30 protein-coding genes are annotated in these 23,748 nt (G+C 36.7%); 19 read left to right on the forward strand and 11 right to left on the reverse strand.

From position 1 onward, the window contains the following. Positions 1–601 precede the first annotated feature (601 nt). The 4 genes from IGI46_RS10900 (at position 602) to IGI46_RS10915 (ending at position 4,155) form a co-directional block, all read left to right on the forward strand. A complete protein-coding gene (locus IGI46_RS10900; RefSeq protein WP_429963186.1) occupies positions 602–1,060 on the forward strand; it encodes a hypothetical protein in 459 nt (152 codons plus the stop codon). Positions 1,061–1,112: 52 nt separating this feature from the next. Next, positions 1,113–2,282 carry a pyridoxal phosphate-dependent aminotransferase gene (locus tag IGI46_RS10905; RefSeq protein ID WP_429963187.1) on the forward strand — a complete coding sequence of 390 codons (1,170 nt, stop codon included), beginning with the start codon at positions 1,113–1,115 and terminating at the stop codon, positions 2,280–2,282. A 51-nt stretch (positions 2,283–2,333) separates the two neighbouring features. Further along, the gene (locus tag IGI46_RS10910) at positions 2,334–2,873 is read left to right on the forward strand and encodes a DUF924 family protein (protein WP_429963188.1); all 540 of its coding nucleotides are present in this window, start codon (positions 2,334–2,336) and stop codon (positions 2,871–2,873) included. 400 nt (positions 2,874–3,273) lie between these two features. Further along, a complete protein-coding gene (locus IGI46_RS10915) occupies positions 3,274–4,155 on the forward strand; it encodes a phosphate ABC transporter substrate-binding protein PstS family protein (protein ID WP_429973426.1) in 882 nt (293 codons plus the stop codon). Between the two features lie 63 nt (positions 4,156–4,218). Here the strand turns inward: IGI46_RS10915 and pnpS are convergent, their stop codons facing one another. Continuing rightward, positions 4,219–5,958 carry a two-component system histidine kinase PnpS gene (gene pnpS, locus IGI46_RS10920; RefSeq protein ID WP_429963189.1) on the reverse strand — a complete coding sequence of 580 codons (1,740 nt, stop codon included), beginning with the start codon at positions 5,956–5,958 and terminating at the stop codon, positions 4,219–4,221. Further along, positions 5,955–6,650: a response regulator transcription factor gene (locus tag IGI46_RS10925; protein WP_207703470.1), complete on the reverse strand. Its 696-nt coding sequence runs from the start codon at positions 6,648–6,650 to the stop codon at positions 5,955–5,957. Before IGI46_RS10925 ends, pnpS begins: the two co-directional genes overlap by 4 nt. A 119-nt stretch (positions 6,651–6,769) precedes the next feature. Here IGI46_RS10925 and IGI46_RS10930 point away from each other — a divergent pair, with 119 nt between their 5' ends. From IGI46_RS10930 to ffh, 3 genes are read left to right on the forward strand one after another with little or no spacing between them, the layout of a single operon-like run. Then, entirely contained in the window at positions 6,770–7,240 is a 471-nt protein-coding gene (locus IGI46_RS10930; RefSeq protein ID WP_207703471.1) for a DUF523 domain-containing protein, read from the forward strand. Further along, a complete protein-coding gene (locus tag IGI46_RS10935; protein ID WP_429963190.1) occupies positions 7,230–7,568 on the forward strand; it encodes a putative DNA-binding protein in 339 nt (112 codons plus the stop codon). The genes IGI46_RS10930 and IGI46_RS10935 overlap by 11 nt, the downstream gene beginning before the upstream one ends. Positions 7,569–7,589: 21 nt before the next feature. Continuing rightward, entirely contained in the window at positions 7,590–9,008 is a 1,419-nt protein-coding gene (gene ffh / locus IGI46_RS10940) for a signal recognition particle protein (protein WP_207703473.1), read from the forward strand. Positions 9,009–9,057: 49 nt separating this feature from the next. Here ffh and IGI46_RS10945 read toward each other — a convergent pair whose 3' ends face one another. Genes IGI46_RS10945 through IGI46_RS10965 form a run of 5 tightly spaced genes read right to left on the reverse strand, consistent with a single transcriptional unit; the run spans position 9,058 to position 12,692 of the window. Then, positions 9,058–9,570: a VanZ family protein gene (locus tag IGI46_RS10945; protein WP_429963191.1), complete on the reverse strand. Its 513-nt coding sequence runs from the start codon at positions 9,568–9,570 to the stop codon at positions 9,058–9,060. A gap of 15 nt (positions 9,571–9,585) precedes the next feature. Continuing rightward, the gene (locus IGI46_RS10950) at positions 9,586–10,197 is read right to left on the reverse strand and encodes a VanZ family protein (RefSeq protein WP_429963192.1); all 612 of its coding nucleotides are present in this window, start codon (positions 10,195–10,197) and stop codon (positions 9,586–9,588) included. A gap of 12 nt (positions 10,198–10,209) precedes the next feature. Next, entirely contained in the window at positions 10,210–11,415 is a 1,206-nt protein-coding gene (locus IGI46_RS10955; protein ID WP_429973427.1) for an ABC transporter permease, read from the reverse strand. A 15-nt stretch (positions 11,416–11,430) separates the two neighbouring features. Continuing rightward, positions 11,431–12,309, reverse strand: coding sequence for an ATP-binding cassette domain-containing protein (locus IGI46_RS10960; protein ID WP_429963194.1), 879 nt, complete (start codon positions 12,307–12,309; stop codon positions 11,431–11,433). Next, positions 12,306–12,692 carry a GntR family transcriptional regulator gene (locus IGI46_RS10965; protein WP_429963195.1) on the reverse strand — a complete coding sequence of 129 codons (387 nt, stop codon included), beginning with the start codon at positions 12,690–12,692 and terminating at the stop codon, positions 12,306–12,308. Before IGI46_RS10965 ends, IGI46_RS10960 begins: the two co-directional genes overlap by 4 nt. 108 nt (positions 12,693–12,800) lie before the next feature. Between IGI46_RS10965 and IGI46_RS10970 the strand changes: the two genes are divergently transcribed. Further along, on the forward strand, positions 12,801–13,370 hold the full coding sequence (locus IGI46_RS10970; RefSeq protein ID WP_429963196.1) for a DNA-3-methyladenine glycosylase I: 570 nt from the start codon (positions 12,801–12,803) through the stop codon (positions 13,368–13,370). 15 nt (positions 13,371–13,385) lie between these two features. Here the strand turns inward: IGI46_RS10970 and IGI46_RS10975 are convergent, their stop codons facing one another. Further along, positions 13,386–14,054 carry an HAD family hydrolase gene (locus IGI46_RS10975; protein ID WP_429963197.1) on the reverse strand — a complete coding sequence of 223 codons (669 nt, stop codon included), beginning with the start codon at positions 14,052–14,054 and terminating at the stop codon, positions 13,386–13,388. Positions 14,055–14,135: 81 nt separating this feature from the next. Further along, positions 14,136–14,690 carry an NADPH-dependent FMN reductase gene (locus tag IGI46_RS10980; RefSeq protein WP_429963198.1) on the reverse strand — a complete coding sequence of 185 codons (555 nt, stop codon included), beginning with the start codon at positions 14,688–14,690 and terminating at the stop codon, positions 14,136–14,138. A 345-nt stretch (positions 14,691–15,035) separates the two neighbouring features. Here IGI46_RS10980 and rpsP point away from each other — a divergent pair, with 345 nt between their 5' ends. From rpsP to trmD, 5 genes are all read left to right on the forward strand, one after another. Further along, complete coding sequence (gene rpsP / locus IGI46_RS10985) at positions 15,036–15,311, forward strand: 30S ribosomal protein S16 (protein WP_207703482.1); 276 nt, start codon at positions 15,036–15,038, stop codon at positions 15,309–15,311. 11 nt (positions 15,312–15,322) lie between these two features. Beyond that, positions 15,323–15,568, forward strand: a complete 246-nt coding sequence (locus IGI46_RS10990) for a KH domain-containing protein (protein ID WP_429963199.1) — start codon at positions 15,323–15,325, stop codon at positions 15,566–15,568. An 81-nt stretch (positions 15,569–15,649) separates the two neighbouring features. Beyond that, on the forward strand, positions 15,650–16,450 hold the full coding sequence (locus IGI46_RS10995) for a hypothetical protein (protein ID WP_429973428.1): 801 nt from the start codon (positions 15,650–15,652) through the stop codon (positions 16,448–16,450). 18 nt (positions 16,451–16,468) lie between these two features. Further along, the gene (gene rimM / locus IGI46_RS11000) at positions 16,469–16,993 is read left to right on the forward strand and encodes a ribosome maturation factor RimM (RefSeq protein ID WP_429973429.1); all 525 of its coding nucleotides are present in this window, start codon (positions 16,469–16,471) and stop codon (positions 16,991–16,993) included. Next, a complete protein-coding gene (gene trmD / locus IGI46_RS11005) occupies positions 16,983–17,735 on the forward strand; it encodes a tRNA (guanosine(37)-N1)-methyltransferase TrmD (protein ID WP_429973966.1) in 753 nt (250 codons plus the stop codon). Before rimM ends, trmD begins: the two co-directional genes overlap by 11 nt. Positions 17,736–17,885: 150 nt before the next feature. Here the strand turns inward: trmD and IGI46_RS11010 are convergent, their stop codons facing one another. Together IGI46_RS11010 and IGI46_RS11015 are read right to left on the reverse strand one after the other, a co-directional pair. After that, positions 17,886–18,005 (reverse strand): cyclophilin-like fold protein, encoded by a 120-nt coding sequence (locus tag IGI46_RS11010; protein ID WP_429973430.1) that lies wholly within the window; start codon positions 18,003–18,005, stop codon positions 17,886–17,888. Next, positions 17,953–18,276, reverse strand: a complete 324-nt coding sequence (locus tag IGI46_RS11015; protein ID WP_429973981.1) for a hypothetical protein — start codon at positions 18,274–18,276, stop codon at positions 17,953–17,955. Before IGI46_RS11015 ends, IGI46_RS11010 begins: the two co-directional genes overlap by 53 nt. Positions 18,277–18,546: 270 nt before the next feature. On the opposite strand from IGI46_RS11015, the gene rplS reads away from it, so the two are divergent. The 6 genes from rplS to IGI46_RS11045 all read left to right on the forward strand — a co-directional run bounded on the left by rplS (position 18,547) and on the right by IGI46_RS11045 (position 23,494). Further along, positions 18,547–18,894, forward strand: a complete 348-nt coding sequence (gene rplS, locus IGI46_RS11020) for a 50S ribosomal protein L19 (protein WP_010756017.1) — start codon at positions 18,547–18,549, stop codon at positions 18,892–18,894. Positions 18,895–19,233: 339 nt separating this feature from the next. Then, positions 19,234–19,887, forward strand: a complete 654-nt coding sequence (locus IGI46_RS11025) for a hypothetical protein (RefSeq protein WP_429973431.1) — start codon at positions 19,234–19,236, stop codon at positions 19,885–19,887. A gap of 146 nt (positions 19,888–20,033) precedes the next feature. Continuing rightward, positions 20,034–20,261, forward strand: coding sequence for a hypothetical protein (locus IGI46_RS11030; RefSeq protein WP_429973432.1), 228 nt, complete (start codon positions 20,034–20,036; stop codon positions 20,259–20,261). Between the two features lie 389 nt (positions 20,262–20,650). Beyond that, on the forward strand, positions 20,651–21,760 hold the full coding sequence (locus IGI46_RS11035; RefSeq protein WP_429973433.1) for a DNA cytosine methyltransferase: 1,110 nt from the start codon (positions 20,651–20,653) through the stop codon (positions 21,758–21,760). After that, entirely contained in the window at positions 21,732–22,340 is a 609-nt protein-coding gene (locus tag IGI46_RS11040) for a hypothetical protein (protein WP_429973434.1), read from the forward strand. Before IGI46_RS11035 ends, IGI46_RS11040 begins: the two co-directional genes overlap by 29 nt. Before the next feature lie 5 nt (positions 22,341–22,345). Next, complete coding sequence (locus tag IGI46_RS11045) at positions 22,346–23,494, forward strand: DUF262 domain-containing protein (RefSeq protein ID WP_429973435.1); 1,149 nt, start codon at positions 22,346–22,348, stop codon at positions 23,492–23,494. Positions 23,495–23,748: the final 254 nt, after the last annotated feature.

Consider the following 23,748-nt stretch of genomic DNA (forward strand, 5'->3'; position numbering starts at 1 on the left):
TCTCAGGGAGGTTCTTTTTTGAATCAATAATGAAAGGCAGCATGAGACTTAATTCATTGAGGCTAACTATTTCTTAAAGAAGAAACTTCCCCAAAAAATTCCAATACCTTGTGCTAATAAGAAAAGAAATAAGAGCAAGGTAATAGTTAAGTAAGGCGAGTGGAGGGTGTGTGGTGTTTGAAACAGTCCTTTTACTCTAGTCAGTACAAAAGAGATGACAAAATTTAAAAGATTTGAGATAACTAAAACTGGAAGCTGCCTAGTATTTATGGAATAAAATCCCAAGAAAGCAGTTATCATAACTGATACGATAATTCCAGTCAGAGAATCCAAGTAATAATCAACAATTAGTGATAGGTGGACGTAAGGAAGCAGTAAATAAAGGAAAGGAATTTTTTGTATGTAGCAATTGTTCATAGAGTAGCTCCTTTTATAGTATGTTTGGTTATTTTATGTTTTTTTCAGCGTTATTTCAATGCTATTTCTTCTTTTTTGTACTATAATGAAAAATAATTTAGCTAGTTATCAAGAAAACGTAAGCAGTTTGTGAGAAAATTCAAACAGTACCACAATTCCATGAATTAGAAGGAAGTATGCCACAATGAAAAAGAACTTATCGCGTCTCTATTTATTATTTTGGTTAGTTCCGTTAGTCGTGTCTCCGTTTCAGTGGTTCAGCTCGATTGTTCAAGATGTTGAAATCTTTCGACCAATAGATGGAACGGGTATTCTTGTAGCTAAAAATTTTGGAACATTAGCTGTTTTCTATTTTTTATTACTGGCCGCGATGTTGGTTTCAGAATTTTTCCAAAAGAATGATGTTCTTCAAGTAGTTATCATTGGACTTCAAATTATGTTTTCAACAATTTTTTTTATGTTGCCGCGTATAATAATCGGACCAACTGGTCTCGCTCAATCCGGAATGAGTGATGTTGATTTTTACTTAAAAGCACTGCTTTTATCGATTGAACCAAGTTATATGATAGCGTTGTTTTCTTTAGTAATTTCGGTGGTTTTATACTTTACGTTCAATATTTGTCTAAGAAATAAATCAGTATAGGACTTTACTAAATTTCTTATTATGATAATATGATTAGAAATGGAGGGGTAGTATGAACAAATTAGACAAACGATTTAATCCAAATGTATACAAGATTGCGGTCTCTTTGATACGTCAATTTGACGAGCAGGTTTCTGGTATTCCAAATGTGCTGAAATTGACTTTGGGAGAACCGGATTTCAATACACCTGAGCATATAAAGACCGCGGGTGAAGAAGCTATTAAAGAAAATTATAGTCACTATACAGGTATGTCTGGTTTACTAGATGTTCGTGATGCGGCTAGTCAGTTTGTTGCTCAAAAATACGATGTAGCTTACAACAGTCAAACTGAGGTTTTAGTCACAGTAGGAGCCACTGAAGCCATTTCAGCGAGTCTATTAGCGATTTTAGAACCTGGAGACAAGGTTCTATTGCCGGCGCCTACTTATCCTGGCTACGAGCCTTTAATTCTGTTAGCAGACGCTGAGCCAGTATATATTGACACACGGGACAGTGATTTTGTATTAACACCAGAACAAGTGGACCAAGCAATGGAGGAGCATGGTGATGCTGTTAAGGCAATTATCATTACTTCCCCATCAAATCCTACAGGTGTAGCTTATAATGAAACAGAAGTTGAAGCATTGGCTGACACTTTGGCTAAATATGATGTGTTTGTTATTAGTGATGAAATATACAGTGAATTAAATTATGAGATGAAACATATATCCTTTGCCAAATACTTAAGAGAACAAACCATTTTAATCAACGGTTTATCAAAATCACATGCGATGACTGGCTGGAGAATTGGATTTATCTTTGCTCCGGAAAGTTTAACGGCACAGATTATCAAAGTTCATCAATATCTAGTAACTGCAGCCTCTACTATTTCTCAAAAGGCTGCAGTACGCGCCTTGATTCAAGGAATGTCTGACGGAGAAGTGATGCGGGAAGAATATCGCAAGCGTCGGGATTACTTATACAAAGAAATGACGGATCTGGGCTTTCAAGTTGCTCGTCCATCGGGAGCTTTCTATCTTTTTGCTAAAATTCCGGAACAATTTGGCACAGATTCAATGGCCTTCTGTTTAGATTTGGCAGAAAAGAACCAGCTAGCGGTTATTCCTGGTATTGCCTTTGGCGAAGAAGGTGAGGGATATATTCGTCTTAGCTATGCTGCTTCTTTAGAAGACTTAGAAGAAGCGACGAAGCGATTAAGGGCTTATGTAGAAGGTAAGTAGAAGCAGGGTTTCCCTGCTTCTTTTTTCACTTAAATAAAGGGGACGACACTATTGGAAAGTCAAGCAGTATTAGATTTTTGGTTTACAGAGTCAATGCCGAAGCAATGGTTTGCTAAAGATGAAAGCTTTGATCAAAAGATTTGTGAACGTTTTGCACTCTTGCATAGACAGGTATCGCAAGGTGAGAAGGCATTCTGGCGCGAAACTATTCAAGGAAGATTAGCTGAAATTCTGGTTTTAGATCAATTTTCACGAAACTTGTTCCGTGAGGATCCCCGAGCTTTTGCTTACGATGGCATGGCTCTAGTATTAGCACAAGAAGCAATCGTTAAAGAGGAACTAATAGAGTTGACTATTGAAGAGCGCTCGTTTGTTTATATGCCTTTTATGCATTCAGAGTCACTAGCCATTCATGACCAAGCGATGATATTATTCTCAGAAACGGGAATGGAAAATAGTTTAGATTTTGAAAAACGTCATCGTGATATTATTGAACGCTTTGGCCGTTATCCTCATCGAAATGCTGTGCTGAATCGTCCTTCGACGCAAGAAGAGTTGTCCTTTCTAAAAGAACCCAATTCATCTTTCTAAGAAAGAGGCTTCTGTAGTAGGAGTTTGCTACGGAAGTCTCTTTTTCTATTATATTAAGTAGGTATAAATACCAGCGATGGTAGAAAAAGTCAACGAAATCTTTTTGTCGTCCAACCAAGCTTATTCCAAATGAGGCAAATCAGGAATTTCTATTAATTGAGCAGTCAAAAAGGCTTTAGGATCTTGAGAAGAGTTTTAATTGATTTGCTCGTTGCTGTGATAAGGAATAGTCAACAATTTCTTTATGCCGCTGAAGTTTTTCGTCAAAAGTTGGGAAACAGAAATTCATCTGCTTTACTAAAAATTTACAGTCCTTAACAATTCATTTACACGAACTCCATCTTGCCTTAACGTTCACTTGTTAAAGTCGAAATGTACCAAAAACAAAGGAGCGTGTGAAATGAAAAAATTATTAGCAGCATTATTTGTATCCAGCATTTTATTAGCCGGCTGCGGTTCAGGCGGAAATACTAATGAATCATCAGAAAGTGGTTCAAGTGCTTCAGATGGTGCAAAAATTACAGCAGTTGGTTCTACTGCTTTGCAGCCTTTAGTGGATGCAGCCCAAGAAAGCTTTACACAAGAAAATCCTACAGTTCAAATTTCTGTCCAAGGTGGTGGAAGCGGAACTGGTTTAAGTCAAGTATCAGGAGGCGCAGTTGAGATTGGTAACTCCGATGTCTTTGCGGAAGAGAAAGATGGAATTGATGCTGAAAAATTAGTTGATCATCGTGTAGCAGTTGTTGGCTTTGCACCAGTTGTTAATAAGGATGTTGGTGTGAAGGACATTACCAAAGAACAGCTGGTTGATATTTTCACTGGTAAAATTACTAACTGGAAAGATGTTGGTGGTAAAGACCAAGAGATAGCAGTAGTGAATCGTGCCAGCGGAAGCGGAACACGAGCAACTTTTGAAAAATGGGGCTTGGATGGTTCTGAACCAGTACAATCACAAGAGCAGGATTCTTCAGGAACAGTGAAGAAGATTGTTGCGGATACACCTGGAGCGGTCAGTTATTTAGCACTTTCTTACTTGGATGACAGCTTACAGGCGTTGAAATTGGATGGTGTGGAAGCAAACGAGAAAACTATTGCTAATAATGACTGGCCAATCTGGTCGTATGAACATATGTACACGAATGGCGAACCTAAGGGCGAATTAGCGAAATTCTTAGAATACATGGTTTCTGAAGACGTTCAATCAGGTCCGGTTAAGGAATTAGGTTATCTACCAATTACTTCAATGAAAATTGAACGAGATGCAGAAGGAAACGTAAAATAGACAAAAAAGCATTCGTATCGGAAAATTTTTGATACGAATGCTTTTTGTCGTGCAAAAATTGTGTTATTGAAGTGGCAGAGTCAGAGTGAAAGTCGAACCTAACTGAGGATGGCTTTCTACCGTGACAGTACCGCCTAAAATTTGGCTATACTCACGGACAATCGCCAAACCAAGTCCAGTGCCTCCAGAATGACGACTGCGTGCACGATCCACCCGATAAAAGCGCTCAAAAATTCTTTCCTGATCGTCTTTTGCAATACCAATACCAACATCTGTAACTGAAAAAATCAAATTTTGATTATCCATTTGATAATTAATTGTGATCGTTCCTTTTTCGGGCGAATACTGAATAGCATTTTCCAGTAGATTTTTAATAACTGGCTGGAAGAAAATTATCCGAGTAAGGAAGAAACTGTTCTCGGGCCCATGAATTCTGACCTCTAATTGCTTTTTATCCAACAAATGCTGATACATCTCAATTTGTTGGTGAATGAAATCAGACAATTCAATTGTTTGAAGCTCTTCAGGAATATGTTCACTGTCCTTGGAAAGCTCGATAATATCTTGAATTAATCGCTGTAATCGTAAAGCGTCCTTTTGCATTATTGTCAAAAATTCAGTTGTTAACGCTGGATCTTCCTTGGCACCATCTAGTAGGGTTTCAGTGAAGCCGATTAAGGATGTGACTGGCGTCTTTAGTTCATGAGAAACATTACCTACAAAATCCCGTTGAATTTTCTCTAAATGACGAACATGAGTCAAGTCATAGACTGTTCCCATTACCTGATCGCCAGTTGCAGTATTTTCCAAATAACGCAAACGCACATCCAAATCGCGCTTATCTGGCTGCTTCAAACCGATTTCCTGATGAACTTGGTTTTTCTCTAACATAATTTGTTGAATCAATTGAATTAACTTATGATCCTCAATGACTTCCCAATAATAATGCTGATTAGCAGCACCAACCTGCAAAATTTCCTCCATAGTAGGATTAATCATAAAAAATTTTCCTTGTTCATCAATAATAAAGACACCAATCATTAATTCATGAAAGAGTGTTTTAAATTGCTCTTCTGTGGCAATAAAGGCAGCATAGGTCTGATTTAATTGCTCGCTTAGCTGATTAATTGTTACATACAGTTCTTGCCAGCTGTTAGAATTCTGAACGACATAGTTGCTTTTCTCAGGCTCGGCAACCATCCTCTTCAAGACGGGTAGTACAGTTTCTAAAGGACGGTTTCGCTGATAAATGAGATAAGCAATGCTCCCATATAATACTAAATAGAATAAAAGCAGGACAACGAACATAGACCTTCTAAAATTCGTCGTTTGCTGTGCAAAGGCTGCAGTACTTTTGGCAATACGCAGCACGCCGATTAATCGTGTCTCTTGCTGAATTGGTTGCGCAGTATATAGCAATTCTTCCTTTAAGGTGTCACTATAACGAACCGAAGTGCCAACCGTATTACTACTTAGTACAGTTTTGACTTCGGGCCGATTATCACGGCTGCCTGCTAAATGAGGATAAACGGAATCATAAAGAACGGAGCCTTCATTGTCCATGATAGTAATCCGCTCATCCAATTCTTCTCCATATTGCTGCATAATTTCTAAATTATTTTTTGCTCCCAGATCGCTTAGATCAAGCTGGCTTAAAAGTAATTTTCCGTTGTCAGTAAGAAATTCTTCCTGCTGGTTGATCAACTCCTTGTTATAGAAGTAATCAGCTAAACGCCATGTTCCAAAAAACAATCCGGCAACGACGATAAATAGCAAGAGGTAATCGAATTTCGGCTTTCTCATTGATTAGGCACCTGAAACTTATAACCAAATCCTCGAACAGTTAATAAATATTTTGGATGCTTCGGATCCATTTCGATTTTTTCCCGCAAATGTGATACATGGACATCAACGATTCGACTTTGAACAGAAAAATCATAATGCCAAATTCGATCTAATAATGTGTCACGATCAATCACTCGATCTTTGCGTTTCATGAAATAGACTAGTAATTCAAATTCTTTTGGCGTTAGTTCAATTGCTTTGCCACGAACGGAAACCTGATAGTTAGTCAAATCAGCCACAATTTCTCCAGTGGTTAATATTTCATGCACTGTTTCCTCCTTGCGAGGTTCAATCCGACGGAAAATGGCTTTCATTCTTGCAAGTACTTCTCTAGGAGAAAAAGGTTTAGTCAGATAATCATCCGCACCAATTTCCAAACCCAGAATACGATCAATGGCATCGTCTTTTGCAGTCAGCATAAGAATCGGGGTCTCTACCTTTTCCTGGCGAAGTTTTTTTGCAATGTCCAACCCATCCATAGAGGGCAGCATGACATCTAAAATAATAAAATCGTAAGAATCGCTTAAGGCCAATTCGTACCCTTCTTTACCGTCTGCTGCTGAGGTAACAGCATACCCTTCCTTTTCTAAATTAAAGGTCAATAATGTAACAATTGATGGTTCATCATCTACAACGAGCACTCGCTTCATAAGCTTCTCCTTTTATTCGTAATTAACTAGATAGTTGGACTATTTCCAACTATAAATAAATGGTATAATGGGAAAGCAGTTTTGTCACTTGTTTTTTACAAAGAAATGGAGATTGTTACATGATAGGGATCAGTGCATGCTTAGCTGGTGTCTGTTGTCGCTATGACGGCAACCATAATCAGATCGATCCGCTGAAGCAATTAGTAGAACAAAAGAAAGCAGTAATTGTCTGTCCAGAAGTTTTAGGTGGACTGCCAACTCCTCGTACTCCGGCTGAAATTGTTGGTGGGGATGGTTTTGATGTTTGGCAGGAACAGGCAATTGTTGTGGATCAGACTGGGGAAAATGTGACTGAGCTGTTTAAACAAGGAGCCATAAACGCTTATCAGGAATTTAAAAAATTAGATGTGACCCAATTGATTTTAAAAGAACGCAGCCCGTCCTGCGGCAGCCAACTAATTTATGATGGCAGCTTTTCAGGTACTCGAATAGCAGGTGTGGGAGTAGCGACCGCTTATTTCATCAATCAAGGAATTACGGTATTTTCTGAAGAGAATTGGCAAGCAGAGGAGGGAACGCATGGAGATTGAAAAAACGAATCGTATGAACGCATTGTTTGAATTTTATGCGACACTCTTAACTGAAAAACAAATGAACTATATGGAACTTTATTATGCAGACGATTTTTCATTGGGAGAAATTGCGGAAGAATATAATGTGAGTCGCCAAGCCGTTTATGATAATATAAAGCGAACCGAAAAAATTTTGGAAGAGTACGAACGTAAACTGCATTTAGTTTCCGACTATATTGTCCGAGAAGAACAATTGGAAAAATTAGAGCACTATGTCAAAGAACACTACCCAAAAGATGAGGCGCTTGCTTCAACAATTAAAGAATTGCAAGATCTAGATGAATAGGAAAGGGACGAATAGACAAACATGGCATTTGAAAGCTTAACAGAACGCCTTCAGGCGGCAATGAGTAAATTACGTAAAAAGGGAAAAATTACCGAAGCTGATGTGACTGAAATGATGCGGGAGATCCGATTGGCCTTGTTGGAAGCCGACGTTAACCTGCAAGTGGTGAAGCATTTTACTAAGCAAGTTCGAGAACGTGCATTAGGAACAGAGGTTCTTGACAGCTTATCACCTGCACAACAAATTGTAAAAATTGTTGACGAAGAGCTGACGAAAACCTTAGGCTCTGAAACAGTTGGCATTGAAAAATCACCCAAAATTCCTACGGTTATTATGATGGTTGGTTTGCAAGGGGCCGGTAAAACGACCTTTGCTGGTAAATTGGCCAACCACCTAATCAAAACAGAAAAAGCTCGTCCAATGATGATTGCAGGAGATGTTTATCGTCCAGCTGCGATTGATCAATTGAAGGTATTAGGTCAACAATTAGACGTTCCTGTCTTTGATATGGGAACAGATGTTAGTCCAGTAGAAATTGTTCGTCAAGGGATGGAAGTTGCCCGTGAGAAGAAGAATGACTATGTTCTGATTGATACGGCTGGTCGTTTGCACATTGATGAAGGCTTGATGGAGGAATTGTCTCAGATCAAGGAAATCGCTCAACCAAATGAAATTCTATTGGTTGTGGATGCCATGACTGGTCAAGATGCAGTCAATGTAGCCCAAAGCTTCAATGACCAGCTAGGAATTACTGGGGTAATCATCACTAAACTTGATGGGGATACCCGTGGTGGTGCAGCGTTGTCCATTCGACAAGTTACCGGAGCACCAATTAAGTTTACTGGTACAGGAGAAAAACTAACTGATTTAGAAGTATTCCATCCAGATCGGATGTCCAGCCGAATTTTAGGCATGGGGGATATGCTGACGCTAATTGAAAAGGCACAGCAGGATTACGATGAGCAAAAAGCTGAAGAGCTGGCTCGTAAGATGAAGGAAAATTCTTTTGACTTCAATGACTTTATTGAACAGTTGGATCAAGTAATGGGAATGGGACCACTTGAAGATCTCCTAAAAATGATTCCAGGGATGAGTCAGGTTCCAGGTATTGAAAACGTTAAAGTCGATCCGAAAGATGTGGAACGTAAAAAAGCGATGGTTTATTCGATGACACCTGCTGAACGAGAAGATCCAGACTTATTGAATCCTAGTCGTCGTCGTCGGATTGCGGCTGGTTCTGGCAACTCAGTGGTTGAAGTAAATCGCATGATCAAACAATTTAAGGAATCTCGTAAAATGATGCAACAAATGAGTAAAGGATCTATGCCAGCTGGAATGGATCAAATGTTTGGCAATGGCATCAAAGGGAAAATGGGCAAAATGGCCATGAACCGCATGATGAAGAAAACTAAGAATCGCAAGAAAAAGCGCCGCAAATAAAATTAAAAATAGCGCCGCATCCGAAAAAAAGGATGTGACGCTATTTTTTTTATCTATTGTAAATCAGTAAAAATACGACAAAACTCAAACAAACGATTAATAAAATCCCTCCTAAAATAGTCAGAAATTTATCCAGTTTCTTTTCAGTCACTGCTTTTCTCAGTAAATGATAAACAAGCAAACCAGTCATTCCACCAGCTGTGTTCATCAGTAAGTCAGTAATATCCGAAGCACCCACACCTAAAATAAACTGAAAAATTTCAATACCTAAGCTAAAGCTGGCAATAAATAATCCCTTTATTAAAAACGAGTTTTCTTTATTAGCAATTGCTAGCAAGCCGCCAAATGGAACAAAGATCAAGAAGTTATAAACGATTTCCATCAAACCGATTTTTCCGTTAATGATTGTAGAAGCTTGAAAAGGGATTAAATTAATACTTCTGCTCAGATTTAACGAATGGGCCAAATCACTTAATGACAGGGTGACTTTGAACAGTAAAATCCAAATGAGTATCAATAAATAGATCACCAACAAAAAATATGCTCTCTTTTGAGTTTTCATGAGCTTTAACCCCTTTTATAAGAATCGCAGGAAAAAACGCCAATTGTAAAAAAAGAAAGTACCACCTAGACTAAGTAAAACGTAACAGACCGCTTCGTTTTTTCCTAAAGCAACAATTTCTTTGCTATCTTTTCTTACCAGTAATTGCCACGAACGCCAAACTAGAAAGCCCAAGAAGGCACCTAATGTATTCATCATAAAATCATCGATATCGCTTACTCTTCGATTGAATAGCTGCAACAATTCAATCATCATAGAGAAACCAGCTCCTAAAAGTACAGTGGAGGAAAAATTGCGGTATTTTCTCCAAATTAACGGTAGTAAAAAACCAAAAGGAATAAACATAAACGTATTTAACAGGTTTGTGAGAAAGCTGCCTGCCTGAAAAGGAATTAAACTAATTTCCTCTAAACGAATGATTTCTGGATAGCTGAAAATATCCCAAAGTGTTCCGACACCGGTGACATAAATAACCATGTAAAGGTACAAAATGAACAAAAAACGCCAAACTAAATTAGATAAAGGAATATGTTCTGTTTTTCTTCTTAAATTGAACCATTGATAAATTAGACAAGGAAGAAAGACACAAAGTACCTGGTATAAGGTAAAAAATACTTGTAAGACCATATAGGTTTCCTCCTAAATTTGATTAGGATCATTCTGTGTATTTCTTCGACTCAATCTTTTCTTGATGGCTGAAAAGAAAACTAACACATAACAGATGGCTGCGACAAAAAATAGAATAAGTAGGCTTTCGCTAATGGGCTCCCAAATTGAGGGTGATCCTTTAACAGAGAGGTTCATGTAATAGATATACCAAGGTCTAAAAAAGTATGTTCCCAATATCAATGAGGAGAAGCTGGTCATAAGAGCCCATACTGGCCAACGAGATTCTTTGTTCAGCAAGTACTGGCCATCATTTTCCAAACTGATGGACTGATATTTTTTATAAGCCCAAAATAGTAAAATAGCACTAAGCAAGACAAAGATCAGACTCATCCACCAATGTCCACCCGTTTTTCCAATACTAGTAATGAATAGATTATGAAGAATAGATGTAGCATTCTTTTCTTTAAAACCGCTAATTTCTAAAGTGGTATAAATAGAGCTTGGAACAAACAGCATGAAAATCCAGAAAACAAACCACGTTAATGGGCCAAAGATTAGATTGCCAACCATCGAACCAACAAAAGCACTTGCACTAAACATCAATACTACTAAGAAAAAGTAATTGATAATCGAAACAAACATCTGACCTAAGGTTGCATTCATATAAGTTGCAGGAATTAAGCTGTGAAAAAGGGTAGCATACAATGCCTGACCAATCAAAACTGTAAATAAGATTGGTCCACCAATATAAAAGAGCTTTTTTGTAAATAGTTCTTTTTTAGTTACTGGCAAAGAAAACAGAAATTGGTTAAAACCAGTTTTTGCATCAATGAAAAAGAGCAAAAAGCCTGCTAAAGGAACCAATAGAAGCAACACTAAAGAATAATCTGAGTTAGTTGTAATATAGGTTTCCTTTTGATTATACTCTTTGGTTTTTGGAATGAGTTCAGGATTTGAAGACGCAAATAATGTTTGATAGACATATAGATTGACATCCGTGTATTCTTGATAATTTTTATAGGATTTATTCTCTTGTGAAGCATCATCCCAGTACATGTAATCTTTTTTGTTTTTCTCAAAATTCTCTCTTCCAATTTCATCCTCTTGGTAGTAAGAAGCGATCTGATGCCAGGATTCGCTCTGGAATTTTGCATTTAGTAGACAGATTCCGATGATCAGCAGACAAAAAGCAATCAGTGGTTTTTTGTAGCGTTCAAAATAAATAGCCTTAATCATTGGATCAATTCCTTTCTACAGTATTTTTCGTTTTTGTTTTAAATTTGCTTCAAATAAATCTTCCAAGGATAAAGGTAGTTCTTCAAAAACGAGCGGGTTATGTTCTTGAATTTTGGCGGCCAGCTCTGGGGTAAAGTTTTCAAAAACTGCTGTAATTACGCGACCTTGGAAATCAATCAATTTAGAATTTTCTTTAACAATTGCTGGAATTTTTTTAGTTTTAAATACTAGCTGTATCTTCTTTGCATTCTCCCGCATACTTTCCAAACGATAATCCTTGTTGATTTTGTTATCCTTTAGCAACAAAGCACGATCAATTAAACTTTCCAGTTCATTGAGATTATGTGAAGCAATTAGAGCTGTGCGGTTGTTTTCACTTAAATGCTCCAGTAATAACCCAATGACCTGTTTGCGAACAATCACATCCAACCCATCAAAGGGTTCATCCAGTAATAAGTAAGTAGCATTTGAAGAAATCGCTAAAATCATTTGAAACAAACCTTGCATTCCTTTAGACAACTGACGGTAACTTGCTTGTAAGTTCAGTTCATGTTGTTGCATTAATTGTAAAAATAAATCTTGATCAAAGGCTGAATAGTTTAATTGGTAGAAAGCATTAATCTTTTTCAGGGAATAGCTTTTTAAGAAATTTTCCTTCTCATCAATAAAGAAAATTTGTTCCTTGATCGCACTATGCTGATAAATCGATTGGTCTTCAATCAAAATATCTCCCGCATCAGGCAGATAATGACCAGCTATTATTCGGAACAAACTGGTTTTTCCTGAGCCATTGCGCCCAATTAGACCAATAATCTCATTTTTCACCAGTTCGAAGGTGATATCTTCTAAGACAGTTTGCTGGTCAATTGTTTTGGTTAATCCTTGTACGATCATTTATTCTGACCTCCTAGCTTTTTTTCTGCAGAATGTACCCAGCTGATTAGTTCATCTGAGGTGACTTGTAAGTGTCTGGCTTCTACCACCAAATCATTTAACTGTTCTCTGAGTTGTTGAATTTTTAACTCATTACGAGGAAGCTCACCGCTTTCGCGTACAAAAGTGCCTTTCCCTTTAACAGTAACTAAGACTTGTTCAGCTTCTAATACCTTGTAGGCTTTGCTTACGGTATTAGGGTTCATCAGTAATAGCTTTGCCATCTCTCGTACAGAAGGGATGCGGTCGCCAGGTTGTAGTATTCCTTGCAGAATATCTTCTTTAATGCTTAAAACAAGCTGTTCATAATAAGCCTTATTACCACTTTTATTAATTGTAACCATAAGGAACCTCCCTAGCATATTCTGTGTGTACTAGTATACATAGTACACTTTGAAAATGCAATCTTTTTTCAGTGTTTTCTGATACACTAAACAAAATGAGGTGAGAAAATGGAACGTTGCTTATGGGCACAATCAAATGAGCGAATGCAAGTGTATCATGATACTGTATGGGGGGTTCCTGAATATGATGATCAGCGATTATTCCGCAAGCTTATGCTGGATATTAACCAGGCAGGACTTAGCTGGCAAACTATTTTGAATAAGTCAGACGCTTTTGACCAAGCCTATGAAAACTTCGATATTCAAAAAGTCGCTGCTTTTGATCAGGAGAAAATCGAAGTTTTAGTGGAAGATGTTGGAATTATTCGAAATCGCCGTAAAATTGAAGCGGCAATTGTAAATGCTCAGCAGGTATTGAAGATTCAGGAGGAAAAGGGTAGTTTTTCAAATTACTTATGGAGTTTTGTTGACGGAAAGCCGGTTGATGGTCAGCGAAAAAACGCTGAGGAGATTCCAGCAAACAACGAATTGTCAGATGCTGTAGCTAAGGATTTAAAAAAACGAGGTTTCAAGTTCGTTGGTAGTACGACTATTTATGCTTTTATGCAGGCCGTCGGAATGTTTAACGATCACCAGATGACTTGTTTTCGGTATGAGCAAGTAAAAAAAGGGCATTGATCACTTGATCAATGCCTAAAATTGTTCATAGATACGAGAATCAAGGTAGTCATCAATTACACCCGTCAAGACACCGCTTTGCAACAGCATTTGATTGTTTCCTTCAGTGGAAACACCCCAAATAGCTCCAGCTTTAGCATTAAAGGCTGAGCGAATACCTGAAACAGAATCTTCAAAAACAATGACTTCAGCGGGTGGACATTGAATCTCTTCGGCAGCTTTTAGATAAAAATCAGGTGCTGGTTTGCTGGGAATGTTGCCGTCATTATAGATAACCTTATCGTAGTCAAACCAGCGATCCAGACGAAAGAAGTCAAAATAGAAATCAACATTGTTCTTCATAGAAGCCGTAGCGATGGTTATAGGAATGTTGCGTTCCTTTAAGAAATCTAAATATTCTTCAGCGCCAGCCACAAGCTGATTCCCACTGTCTAGAGCTAAAATCATCTCACGATAAATTTTTTCTTTACGTTCCGCTAATTCATCTGCCGTTTCTTTGCCTAATTTCTTTTTAAAAATATACTCTAAAGCTTCATGGTTGTTTACACCGTGAACGTGGTGCTCAAATTCTTCTTTAGCAACCACTCGGTCAGTTTCTTGGGCGATAAAGGTATGCCAAGCTGTTTCATGATAGGCAGAATCCCGAAATAATGTTCCGTTAAAATCAAATATAACTCCGTTCATAGAATCCCTCCTAGTTATCTTCTATTATACAAGAAAAAAACCAGAATACGATGACTTATCGCAATCTGGCTTATGAAAAAATTAGTTAGCTAGTTTTTCAAAAAACTCAATATATTTATCAGTGATTAATTGGAAGAACTTAACAGTGTCATCAACCACATTGCCATCGTTGTCCACTAAATTCATTACGCCGCCAATATAAGCTTCTGGTTGTTGCAACGTAGGTACATCTAAAAAGACTAGTGATTGACGCAAATGATGGTTAGCACCAAATCCGCCAGGACCACCAGGTGATGCAGTCACGACTAAACCAGGCTTGCCGCCCCAGACGCTGCTGCCCATTGGACGGGAGCCAACATCTAACGCATTTTTCAATGCAGCTGGTACAGAACGATTGTATTCAGGAGTTACAAAATAAACGCCATCCACGTCATTCATTTCATTACGAAAGCGAGCCCATTCGTTAGGAACTTGACCTTCGACGTCCAAGTCTTCATTGTACAATGGTAGATCATCAATTTTTAAAAATACTGCCTCATAGCCTTCTGGTAATAATTCTGCAAATTTTTTGGCAATCATTTTGTTGTAAGAATCTTTCCGCAAACTACCCACTAAAATACCGATTTTTTTTGTCATAAATAAATCCTCCTTTATTTGGTTACAAGATTATCTTACAAAAAATAAGTAAAACTAGCAAATAATATGTTTTAAGATTTTTTAAATAGACTAATTGCATCATTCACAAGGTAATAAGTCTTGGTAGCAAGGATTTAACGGTCTGTATTCACAAATTGAATTTACAAGCATTAATTAGTCTTTGAGTAGATAAGGAGCAATTTATATAAAATTATCTGATAGAGTTTCTAAATTTGGCCCCAGTAATAATGCCTTTTTAGTCTGTAAAGAAAAAACTCTTTACAGGTAGTCAAAAGCGTGATAAACTACGTCTTGTGATTAATTATATGGAGGTGTAACAAATAAATGGCAGTTAAAATTCGCTTGAAACGTATGGGTTCTAAAAAGAAACCTTTTTACCGTATCGTTGTTGCTGATTCTCGTTCTCCTCGTGATGGACGTTTTATCGAAACTGTAGGTACTTACAATCCTTTGAAAGATCCTGCAGAAGTCGTTTTGAAAGAAGAAGATGTTTTAAGCTGGTTACAAAAAGGTGCTCAACCTTCTGATACAGTTCGCAACATTCTTTCTAAAGAAGGAATCATGCAAAAACATCATGAAGCTAAATTCACTAAGAAATAAGGTGGACAATTATGCAAGATTTGTCAAAACTTGTGTTAACCATTGTTCGTCCTTTGGTTACCAAACCAGATGAAGTGAAATTAGAAATCAACGAGTCGAAAGATTTCTTTGAGTACAACTTAGCTGTTGCTCCTGAAGATATCGGTCGCATTATTGGGAAACAAGGCCGAGTAGCTAAAGCGATTCGAACAATCGTTTATAGTGTTCGGACTGAGGGACCCAAAAAAGTTCGTCTCAATATTGTAGATGGCAAATAATTTACACAACACTCGTGTCTTAGGATTCGAGTGTTTTTTCTTTTTGTAGTACGATAGAAGAAACCAAAGGAGGATCATAACATGAAAAAATATTTAGTGTTAGCCAGTGCCTTACTCTTTTTGGCTGCCTGTGGAGGAAACACTGCCTCTGATGATTCATCGTCATCACAAGAGAGCAGTAACATCGTTTCAAGCAGCACTAGCAAAGTAAAAGAATCTAGCAAGCAGTCAGAATCAACCAAGCAATCGACTAGCAGTTCGACAACCACGAACTCTCAGGAAGCAACAGGAGACAATGAACTGCAGCAAGCATATCCAAATGAACAGACACCCGCTGTTTCATCGGTAGGAAATGCTCAAGCAATTTCAATTGCTGCCAGAGAAGCGAATAACACGTTAACGATTTCTTACTATAATACAGAAAGTAAATTACCGTTGAACGACCCGCAATTAGAAAATCAAACACCTGTTGCTCAATTTCAACGAATTACTTATGATTCACCTGAAGAAGCGCGAGATGCTGTAGCACCCTCCTTTGATGGTGGGGGACAAGCAATTGATCTAGGCTATAATATTACTGGTTATCAGCAATCTGGAGCCGGTTCAAGCTATTTAAGCTGGCAGGAAGGTAATTGGAACCTAACCGTTCAAGCGATTAACATAAATGGGGAAGACCCAGTACCTTTAGCTCAAGAAATTGTGGAATATTTAGAAACCGCCTTTTTACCAATTCCTAAAGATGCTGGTCAAATTAGTTTGTCAGTAACCGGCGGAGGTTTTGAAAGTAACGTAGTAGCTTGGCAAGTAAATAACACTGCATATAAAACGATGCACACTGACGCATTGAGTAGTTTACAAATGGCTGTTTCCATGAAAAAATAAGAAAGATGAGGAACCGAAGTGACAAATTATTATAAAGTGGGAAAGATCGTAAATACTCACGGAATTCAAGGCGAAGTTCGTGTGATTTCTCAAACTGACTTTCCTGAAGAACGTTACCAAGTAGGAGCAACATTGTATTTATTTCAAGAAGGGAAATCGCCAGTAAAGCTGACGGTAGCTAGCCACCGCAAACACAAAAATTTTGATTTGTTGACCTTTGAAGGATATTACAATATCAATATGGTAGAACCTTTCCGTGATGGGACATTAAAGGTATCTGAATACCAAATGAGTGAACTGGATGATGACGAGTACTATTATCATGAAATTATTGGTCTAACTGTGATTGATGACAATAATCGTGCGTTAGGAGAAATCACTGAAATTCTCACTACAGGTGCCAATGATGTTTGGGTAGTTAAGCGTAAAGGAAAAAAAGACGCGTTGATTCCTTACATTGAATCAGTTGTCAAAGAAATCAATCTAGAAGATGGCAAGGTGTATGTCGAAATTCCAGAAGGGCTGTTGGACGATGCGGATTGATGTATTAACGCTTTTTCCTCGTATGTTTGAAGGTCCTATGAGTGAATCAATCATCGGTAAAGCTGTAGAGAAGAATTTGTTGGAAATCAACGTTCATAATTTTCGTGATTACTCAGAAAACAAGCATCAGCAGGTAGACGACTATCCTTATGGTGGTGGAGCCGGCATGCTTCTGAAGGTTCAACCAATTTATGATAATTTGAAAGCCATCGAAGGAGCAGCTGGCAATCAAGAGAAACGAGTAATTTTGCTAGATCCGGCGGGCAAACCTTTTAATCAAAAAATGGCAGAAGAATTTGCGAATGAGGATCAGCTGGTCTTTATTTGTGGTCATTACGAAGGCTATGATGAGCGGATTCGTTCGATGGTAACAGATGAAGTTTCGTTGGGAGACTATGTTCTAACGGGTGGAGAACTAGGCGCTATGGTAATGATTGATGCAACAGTTCGTTTACTACCGGAAGTTTTAGGTAATCAATCTTCAGCGAAAACGGATTCTCATTCGACTGGTTTATTGGAACATCCCCAATATACGCGGCCAGCGGAATTTAACGGTATGCAAGTACCAGAGGTTTTAATGAATGGGAATCATCGCTTAATTGAGAAGTGGCAGCTAAAGGAGTCCTTAAGGCGCACCTATTTGCGACGTCCTGATATGTTGGAAACATTGGAAATGAATGATGAAATGAGCAAGTTGTTAGCCGAAATAAAAGTGGAAGAATCAAAAAGATTAGATGACTAGCGATTAGTCATTTGATCTTTTTTTATGTGAAATCATCTATCTATTTATTCTGCAGCTCCAATTCTAGCAGTTCCTGACAAGTCAGCTAGCTGTCCTATTCCAGTAATCGCTTCACCTAAACCATAGAGACTTCCAGAAGATGAAAAGATATCAAAAAAAAATGACTACATCTTCCCAAGGTTCATAATAAGCTAATTTTCCAATTTCACTTTTGGCTCTAGGTGTATGAGAGGTATTTAGTTTGTGCGATGGGTAAAAGATTTTTTTCATTACTGCCGAATTTTTTTAATTCAACAATTAAGGGTAATTGCCGAGATGATTCAGTTGCGGCGATACTGTTGTTTATTTCAAAAATGATTTCTGTTTCCGTCGTTTTAAGGCGAATTTGACGATCTTCTTTTGAAGATTCCTTATTGTTGCTCTCCTGTCTTTCTATTTGGACGGTTTGTCCGCTCTTGTTTTGTGATATCTGTGTATTACTGTATCTAGTAATAAGTAAGAATATTACAAGTAAAAGTGAGCATTTTAAGAAATACTCCATTATGATCTCTTTTTTTATTGGTTTGGCATTTGCTAACTATTTTACCAGTTAATGTTAAGGTGAAATCAATATATTTTTGGATAGATTTAGTCGGAAAATTTTGGTGATACTAAGATCAATGTAAAAAAACGAAGATGACAAGAAAATTATCTTTACAGATAGAATTTATTTGTGCTACAATGTCTTGGTGAGTGTAAAGCTCTCAACTATTACGATGTTCCGCTGGGGCATAGGCCTTAAGAATGTTTGGGAATAAGGAGAATGATAAAAATGAATCCATTGATTCAAGAACTAACACAAGACCAATTACGTCAAGATATTCCGGCATTTCGTCCTGGGGACACAGTTCGTGTTCACGCGAAAGTTGTCGAAGGTACTCGCGAACGTATTCAGTTGTTCGAAGGCGTAGTAATCAAGCGTCGTGGAGCTGGTATTAGCGAAACTTATACAGTACGTAAAATCTCTAACGGTGTCGGTGTGGAACGTACCTTCCCATTGCACACACCACGTGTTGCTAAAATCGAAGTAGTTCGTTATGGTAAAGTACGTCGTGCAAAATTGTACTACCTACGTGCATTACACGGAAAAGCAGCTCGTATCAAAGAAATTCGGAGATAGGTTTTCTGAGATTCTTTACCGAAGTAAAAAACTGCGAAAGTCCTTGTCTATCAAGGGCTTTTTCTTTTGCTCTTTTGACGATGTAATCGCTTTTGAGTGCTTTTTTCCCTAGTTTTTCCTTGATTTTCCCACTTTGACTACCCGTGTAGTCAAAACTGGTGAAAATTACGATGCGTCACTGACGACATTTTTCATCCGGAAAGCACCAAAACGATAACCGAATTGTGCAGCCTTGAGGCGGGGTTTGCACTCGTTGGTAAAAAAAGACAATGCACTTACTACTGGCGAACAAAAGAGCGATTGGTGCAGTTTCTATAAAACTTCGAGAGGATGTTTTAGATGAAAACGACCGATAAAAGAATCATTTGGAAAGACAAAAACGATTTAGAATTACTAGTTTTGATTAGTGGGTTTATTGATACACATAAAATTGACACAGTAAGAGACTACCAAGAAATGCTACTAATGAATCCTGGTAAAGCACCTAGTTTATGGTTAATAAATGACCGGTTTGGTTCGTGGGACAAGATGCTTTTGACTCTGGGTAGGAAGCCTTATGAACGATACAAATGGAACAACTACTCTGATAAAGAGCTAAAAAAAATCGTTAAAGACTTCATCAAAACGAACAACCTTCGCTCTCAACGTAAGTACGAAGAAAAGAGTGTTGGTCAAAATGTACCCTCACTATCGACTTTAAAAAAACGATTTGGAGACGTGAAGTTTTTCTTTGTTACTAAAAAATCTGAAACCATGAATAGTTTTGAAATGCTAAGCTTGCTAAAGTCAGAGATTAAGCGACTTGATTTAGAAGCTTCTCTATCAAGAACTGAATTTGAAAAAAAATATAATCGCTCACTTATACCATCTCCTTCTACCATCATCCGAAGAACTGGAAAGACTTGGGAAGAATTAATGGAAGAGATTGGATTCAATTATCGAAAAATAAAGGCCGAGCGATTAACAAAGAACCTAAAACAGAATAAGAAATGATTTTTATTGGGGCTAGATGAAACTATCTAGTCCTTTTTTTGCGTTAATAAACTTCACTATTAATTCGCCGAGTCTTTAAGAATAAGTGCTAGCTTTCTTAAGTTCGTTCTCTTTTTGGTGGGCACTATGAAAATAATAAACAAATATTGATCTTAATCCAACAGACCCCTAAAGTAAATGTTAAGAAGGTATTTTCTAATCTGGAACCTTGCCTTTCACTTGATAAGCTACAAAAATTACCTCTGGATGAATTACAAGAAACGATTCAACCAGCAGGATTTCATCATCAAAAAAGTAAGTCTATAAATGATTTGCTTGTTCATTTTGTCTCTCACAGTAAGGAGCTTGAGAAATTCGGCAACTATAAAACATAAGCCCTGCGAAAAGAGCTATTGAGTATTATTGATATTGGACCTGAAACTGCAGATGTAAGGTTACTATATATTTTGAACGAAATGTTTTCATTGCTGATCAGTATGCGATTCGAATATCTAATCGCTTAGATTTTGGGGATTATCGAAACTATACAGACTTGCAACAGGATTTTCAACATTTAGCATACCAAGTTCCTCATGCCCTTTTTTGCTTGAACAATAGCCAAATTGTTTCTGTTAACAAAAAGAAATTGCTCTTTGTTATGGTATACAAACATATCGTACTCACAAATTTTATGGTAAACTCTATAACACTAAATCACAAAAATAGAGTATAATAGTTGCTGAAACCCGAAATTGGTATTTATTAGTGAAATGAGGAATTACAGTTGAAGATTAAAATTTTTTCTTTTTTTTCCGGTCTTGGATTATTAGACTTGGGATTTGAAAAATCAGGATTTGAAATAGTTGAAGTATTTGAAAAAAAGGAAGAATTTTTGGAGATGTACAAATATTCTAGAGAAAAGCTAGAGTGTCAATTGCCCAAATATGGATATAGTTTGTTAGATGTCGAAAATTTGCTTAGCGACGAAGACTTCGAGCGTAAAGTGAATAATGAGAAAAAAGACGGAGTAGTTGGTTTTATAGGAGGACCTCCTTGTCCAGATTTTTCTGTTGCTGGAAAAAACAAAGGTGCAGAGGGCGATAATGGTCGATTGAGTACTATATATTTTGAATTAATAAAAAAATATAATCCAGATTTTTTCTTATTTGAAAATGTTAAGGGGATATGGAAGACAAAGAAGAATAGATTTTATATTGAACAAAAGATGGAAGAAATGAAGCTATCAGAATATGAGATTACATTCGATATAATGAACTCTTTAGATTTTGGTGTACCCCAAGACAGAGAAAGGTTTTTCATTTTTGGGTTAAGCCAATCAAGTCCTTATAGCAAAGGTCAATTTACTTTTAACATATTTGATTCACTTAGATCTGAGCTTAACAAAAAAACTGCTTATAGATGGCCAGTTATTGATAATTTCGAAGAAAAACAGATGAGATTAATACCTGAAGAAATTGATGAAGAGCTCACTGTTGAATATTGGTTTGAGAAAAATAATGTCTACAATCATCCTAACGCTAATGATTTCTTTACACCTAAATCTCTACTCAAATTCGAAACCATAGCTGAAGGTGATATATCAAAAAAATCATTCAAACGAATTCATCGATGGAGGTACTCACCTACTGCGGCATATGGGAACAATGAAGTACATTTACATCCGTATTTTGCAAGACGATTAAGTGTAGCAGAGGCTTTAGCCATTCAATCCGCACCTAGAGAGTTTGAATTGCCTGCTCACTTCACTCTAACTGATAAGTTTAAGGCAGTAGGGAATGCTGTACCGTTTCTTATGGCAAGAGGAATTGCTGAAAAAATAAAACTGGTCTTTGTAGGAGAAAAAAATGAGTTATTGCGGGAAAGAAAAAGATGAGATAATAGAAGATTTGTATTCTATGGATGTGAATGATTTCTATGAAATGTACTTTAAAACACAAGAGGTCTGGTATTTTAATAATCAATTATCTAGGCGAAAATCACCTGAGAGACATATGGAAATTGCATCTTCCATTATTTCAGAGCATTTTGACATATCGGACGAGGATTACTTGATTGTTGGGAGTGCAAAGATTGGATTCAGTTTGTCACCCAGAAAAAATTTTAGAGAGTTTGGACAACTAATTGAAAGTCATGGTGAGTCTGATATAGATATTGCTATTGTGTCTGACAGATTGTTCGCTGATTTGTGGGAAGCGTTCAAAGAACTGACATATAGAACACATGTCAATTATTATCCTACTGTGAGTTCTAGTATTTTCAAAGGATTTCTAAATGACAAATATATCGCAGCACAAATATCTTTACAGACTAGTTTGAAAGATAAAATAGACAAATGCAACACGAGTATGCAAGACGATTTGGGAATAATAGAACAAGTTAATTACAGATTTTATAACTCTTGGTCAGACTTAGAAAAATATACTAAAAGCGGAATAATTAAATGTAAGGGGTGAGCTATATGGAATTCAAATTTAAGGATAATACTAAAACGATAACGGAGATTAATCGCCTATTAAAAGATGGCATACTTGATGTTGATCATTCATACCAGAGAAGAGCGATTTGGACTGAAAGTGACAAAGTAAGACTAATTGAAACGATACTATTGAATTATGTCGTTCCTTCAGTTTATTGGTGGCAAAGTGATATTGATCCAGATACAGGTCAAGCAAAAATTGATATTGTTGATGGACAGCAGCGTATAACAGCAATATCAGAGTTCTTAAATGGACAACTAAAGTTAAAGAAAGAATATTTATTGGACGAAACATGCAAAGAGAAATATGACAATAAATTATTTTCTGATTTGGATGATCATGATAAAGAAAAAATTTGGAATTATAGTATTTCTGTGATTGAAATTGACAAAAATGCTGCTGAAGAAGACGTCATTAACATGTTTACTAGATTAAATCTCACTGAATACAATCTGAATGCTCAAGAGAGAAGACATGCCAGCAAAGGTCTTTTTCATGAATTTGCTACTGAGTTATCGAATAATGCTTTCTGGGAAAAAATTAAGATTTTTAGTGCTACAGATGTTAAGAGAATGCAAGATGTAACTTATTGTGCCAATATTATCATCTTGTCAAAAAGAGGTATTGTTGACCAAGCCAAAATTAATCAGCCAATAAATGAAGCATACGAAGCGTATAAAGATAGTTACCCTGAAATTGATGAAGATAAGGAAAGAATTGAAAAAGGTATAGATTATTTTCTAGAATTGATAGAAGAAATGCCTAAGGAAAATATGCTTTTTTTGAAAAGAAAAGTCCAAAATTACACGGTTTTTTCTCTAATATTTTATCTACTGAGAAAAGACTTGGTTTGGACACAAATCCATAAACATAGATTTGAAAACTTCATTAAAATATATTTAGAGTTTAAAAACGAGGACTCAGAAAAATTAAATCTTAGCGATTCTGAAAAAGAATTATTTGATTATTTCAGAAGATACAAACAGGCTTCCTCTGAAGGAGTTAATAAACTAATTAATAGAAATGTTAGGTTTAATGTTTTGAAAGACTTAATTATTGATCAGGATATTAAATTATTAGACGATGACAGTTTAGTAGATTCTTTACATGAGAAAGTGTCAAAAAAATAATTAATCATTAATCAAGAAAAGTGACAAATCAAATGAGCTTTCCTTGTTCATAGTCTAAAACAGAAATTTCGTTATAACATTTTTAAATTCCATAGCATTCTACAAGAATCAAGAAGTGTAAATACTTTTTGATTCTTTTTTTGTCTAAGTAACAATCCAAGTCATAAAAATTCATTGGAGAGTGGAGAGAATAAAAATTAGAAGTCCTACAAAAATCAATATACTATTTTTGTAAAGCTCAAAAGAATGGAGAA

Source organism: Enterococcus sp. AZ163 (assembly GCF_050498925.1).
In the GTDB taxonomy this organism is placed as follows: Bacteria; Bacillota; Bacilli; order Lactobacillales; family Enterococcaceae; genus Enterococcus_A; species Enterococcus_A ferrettii.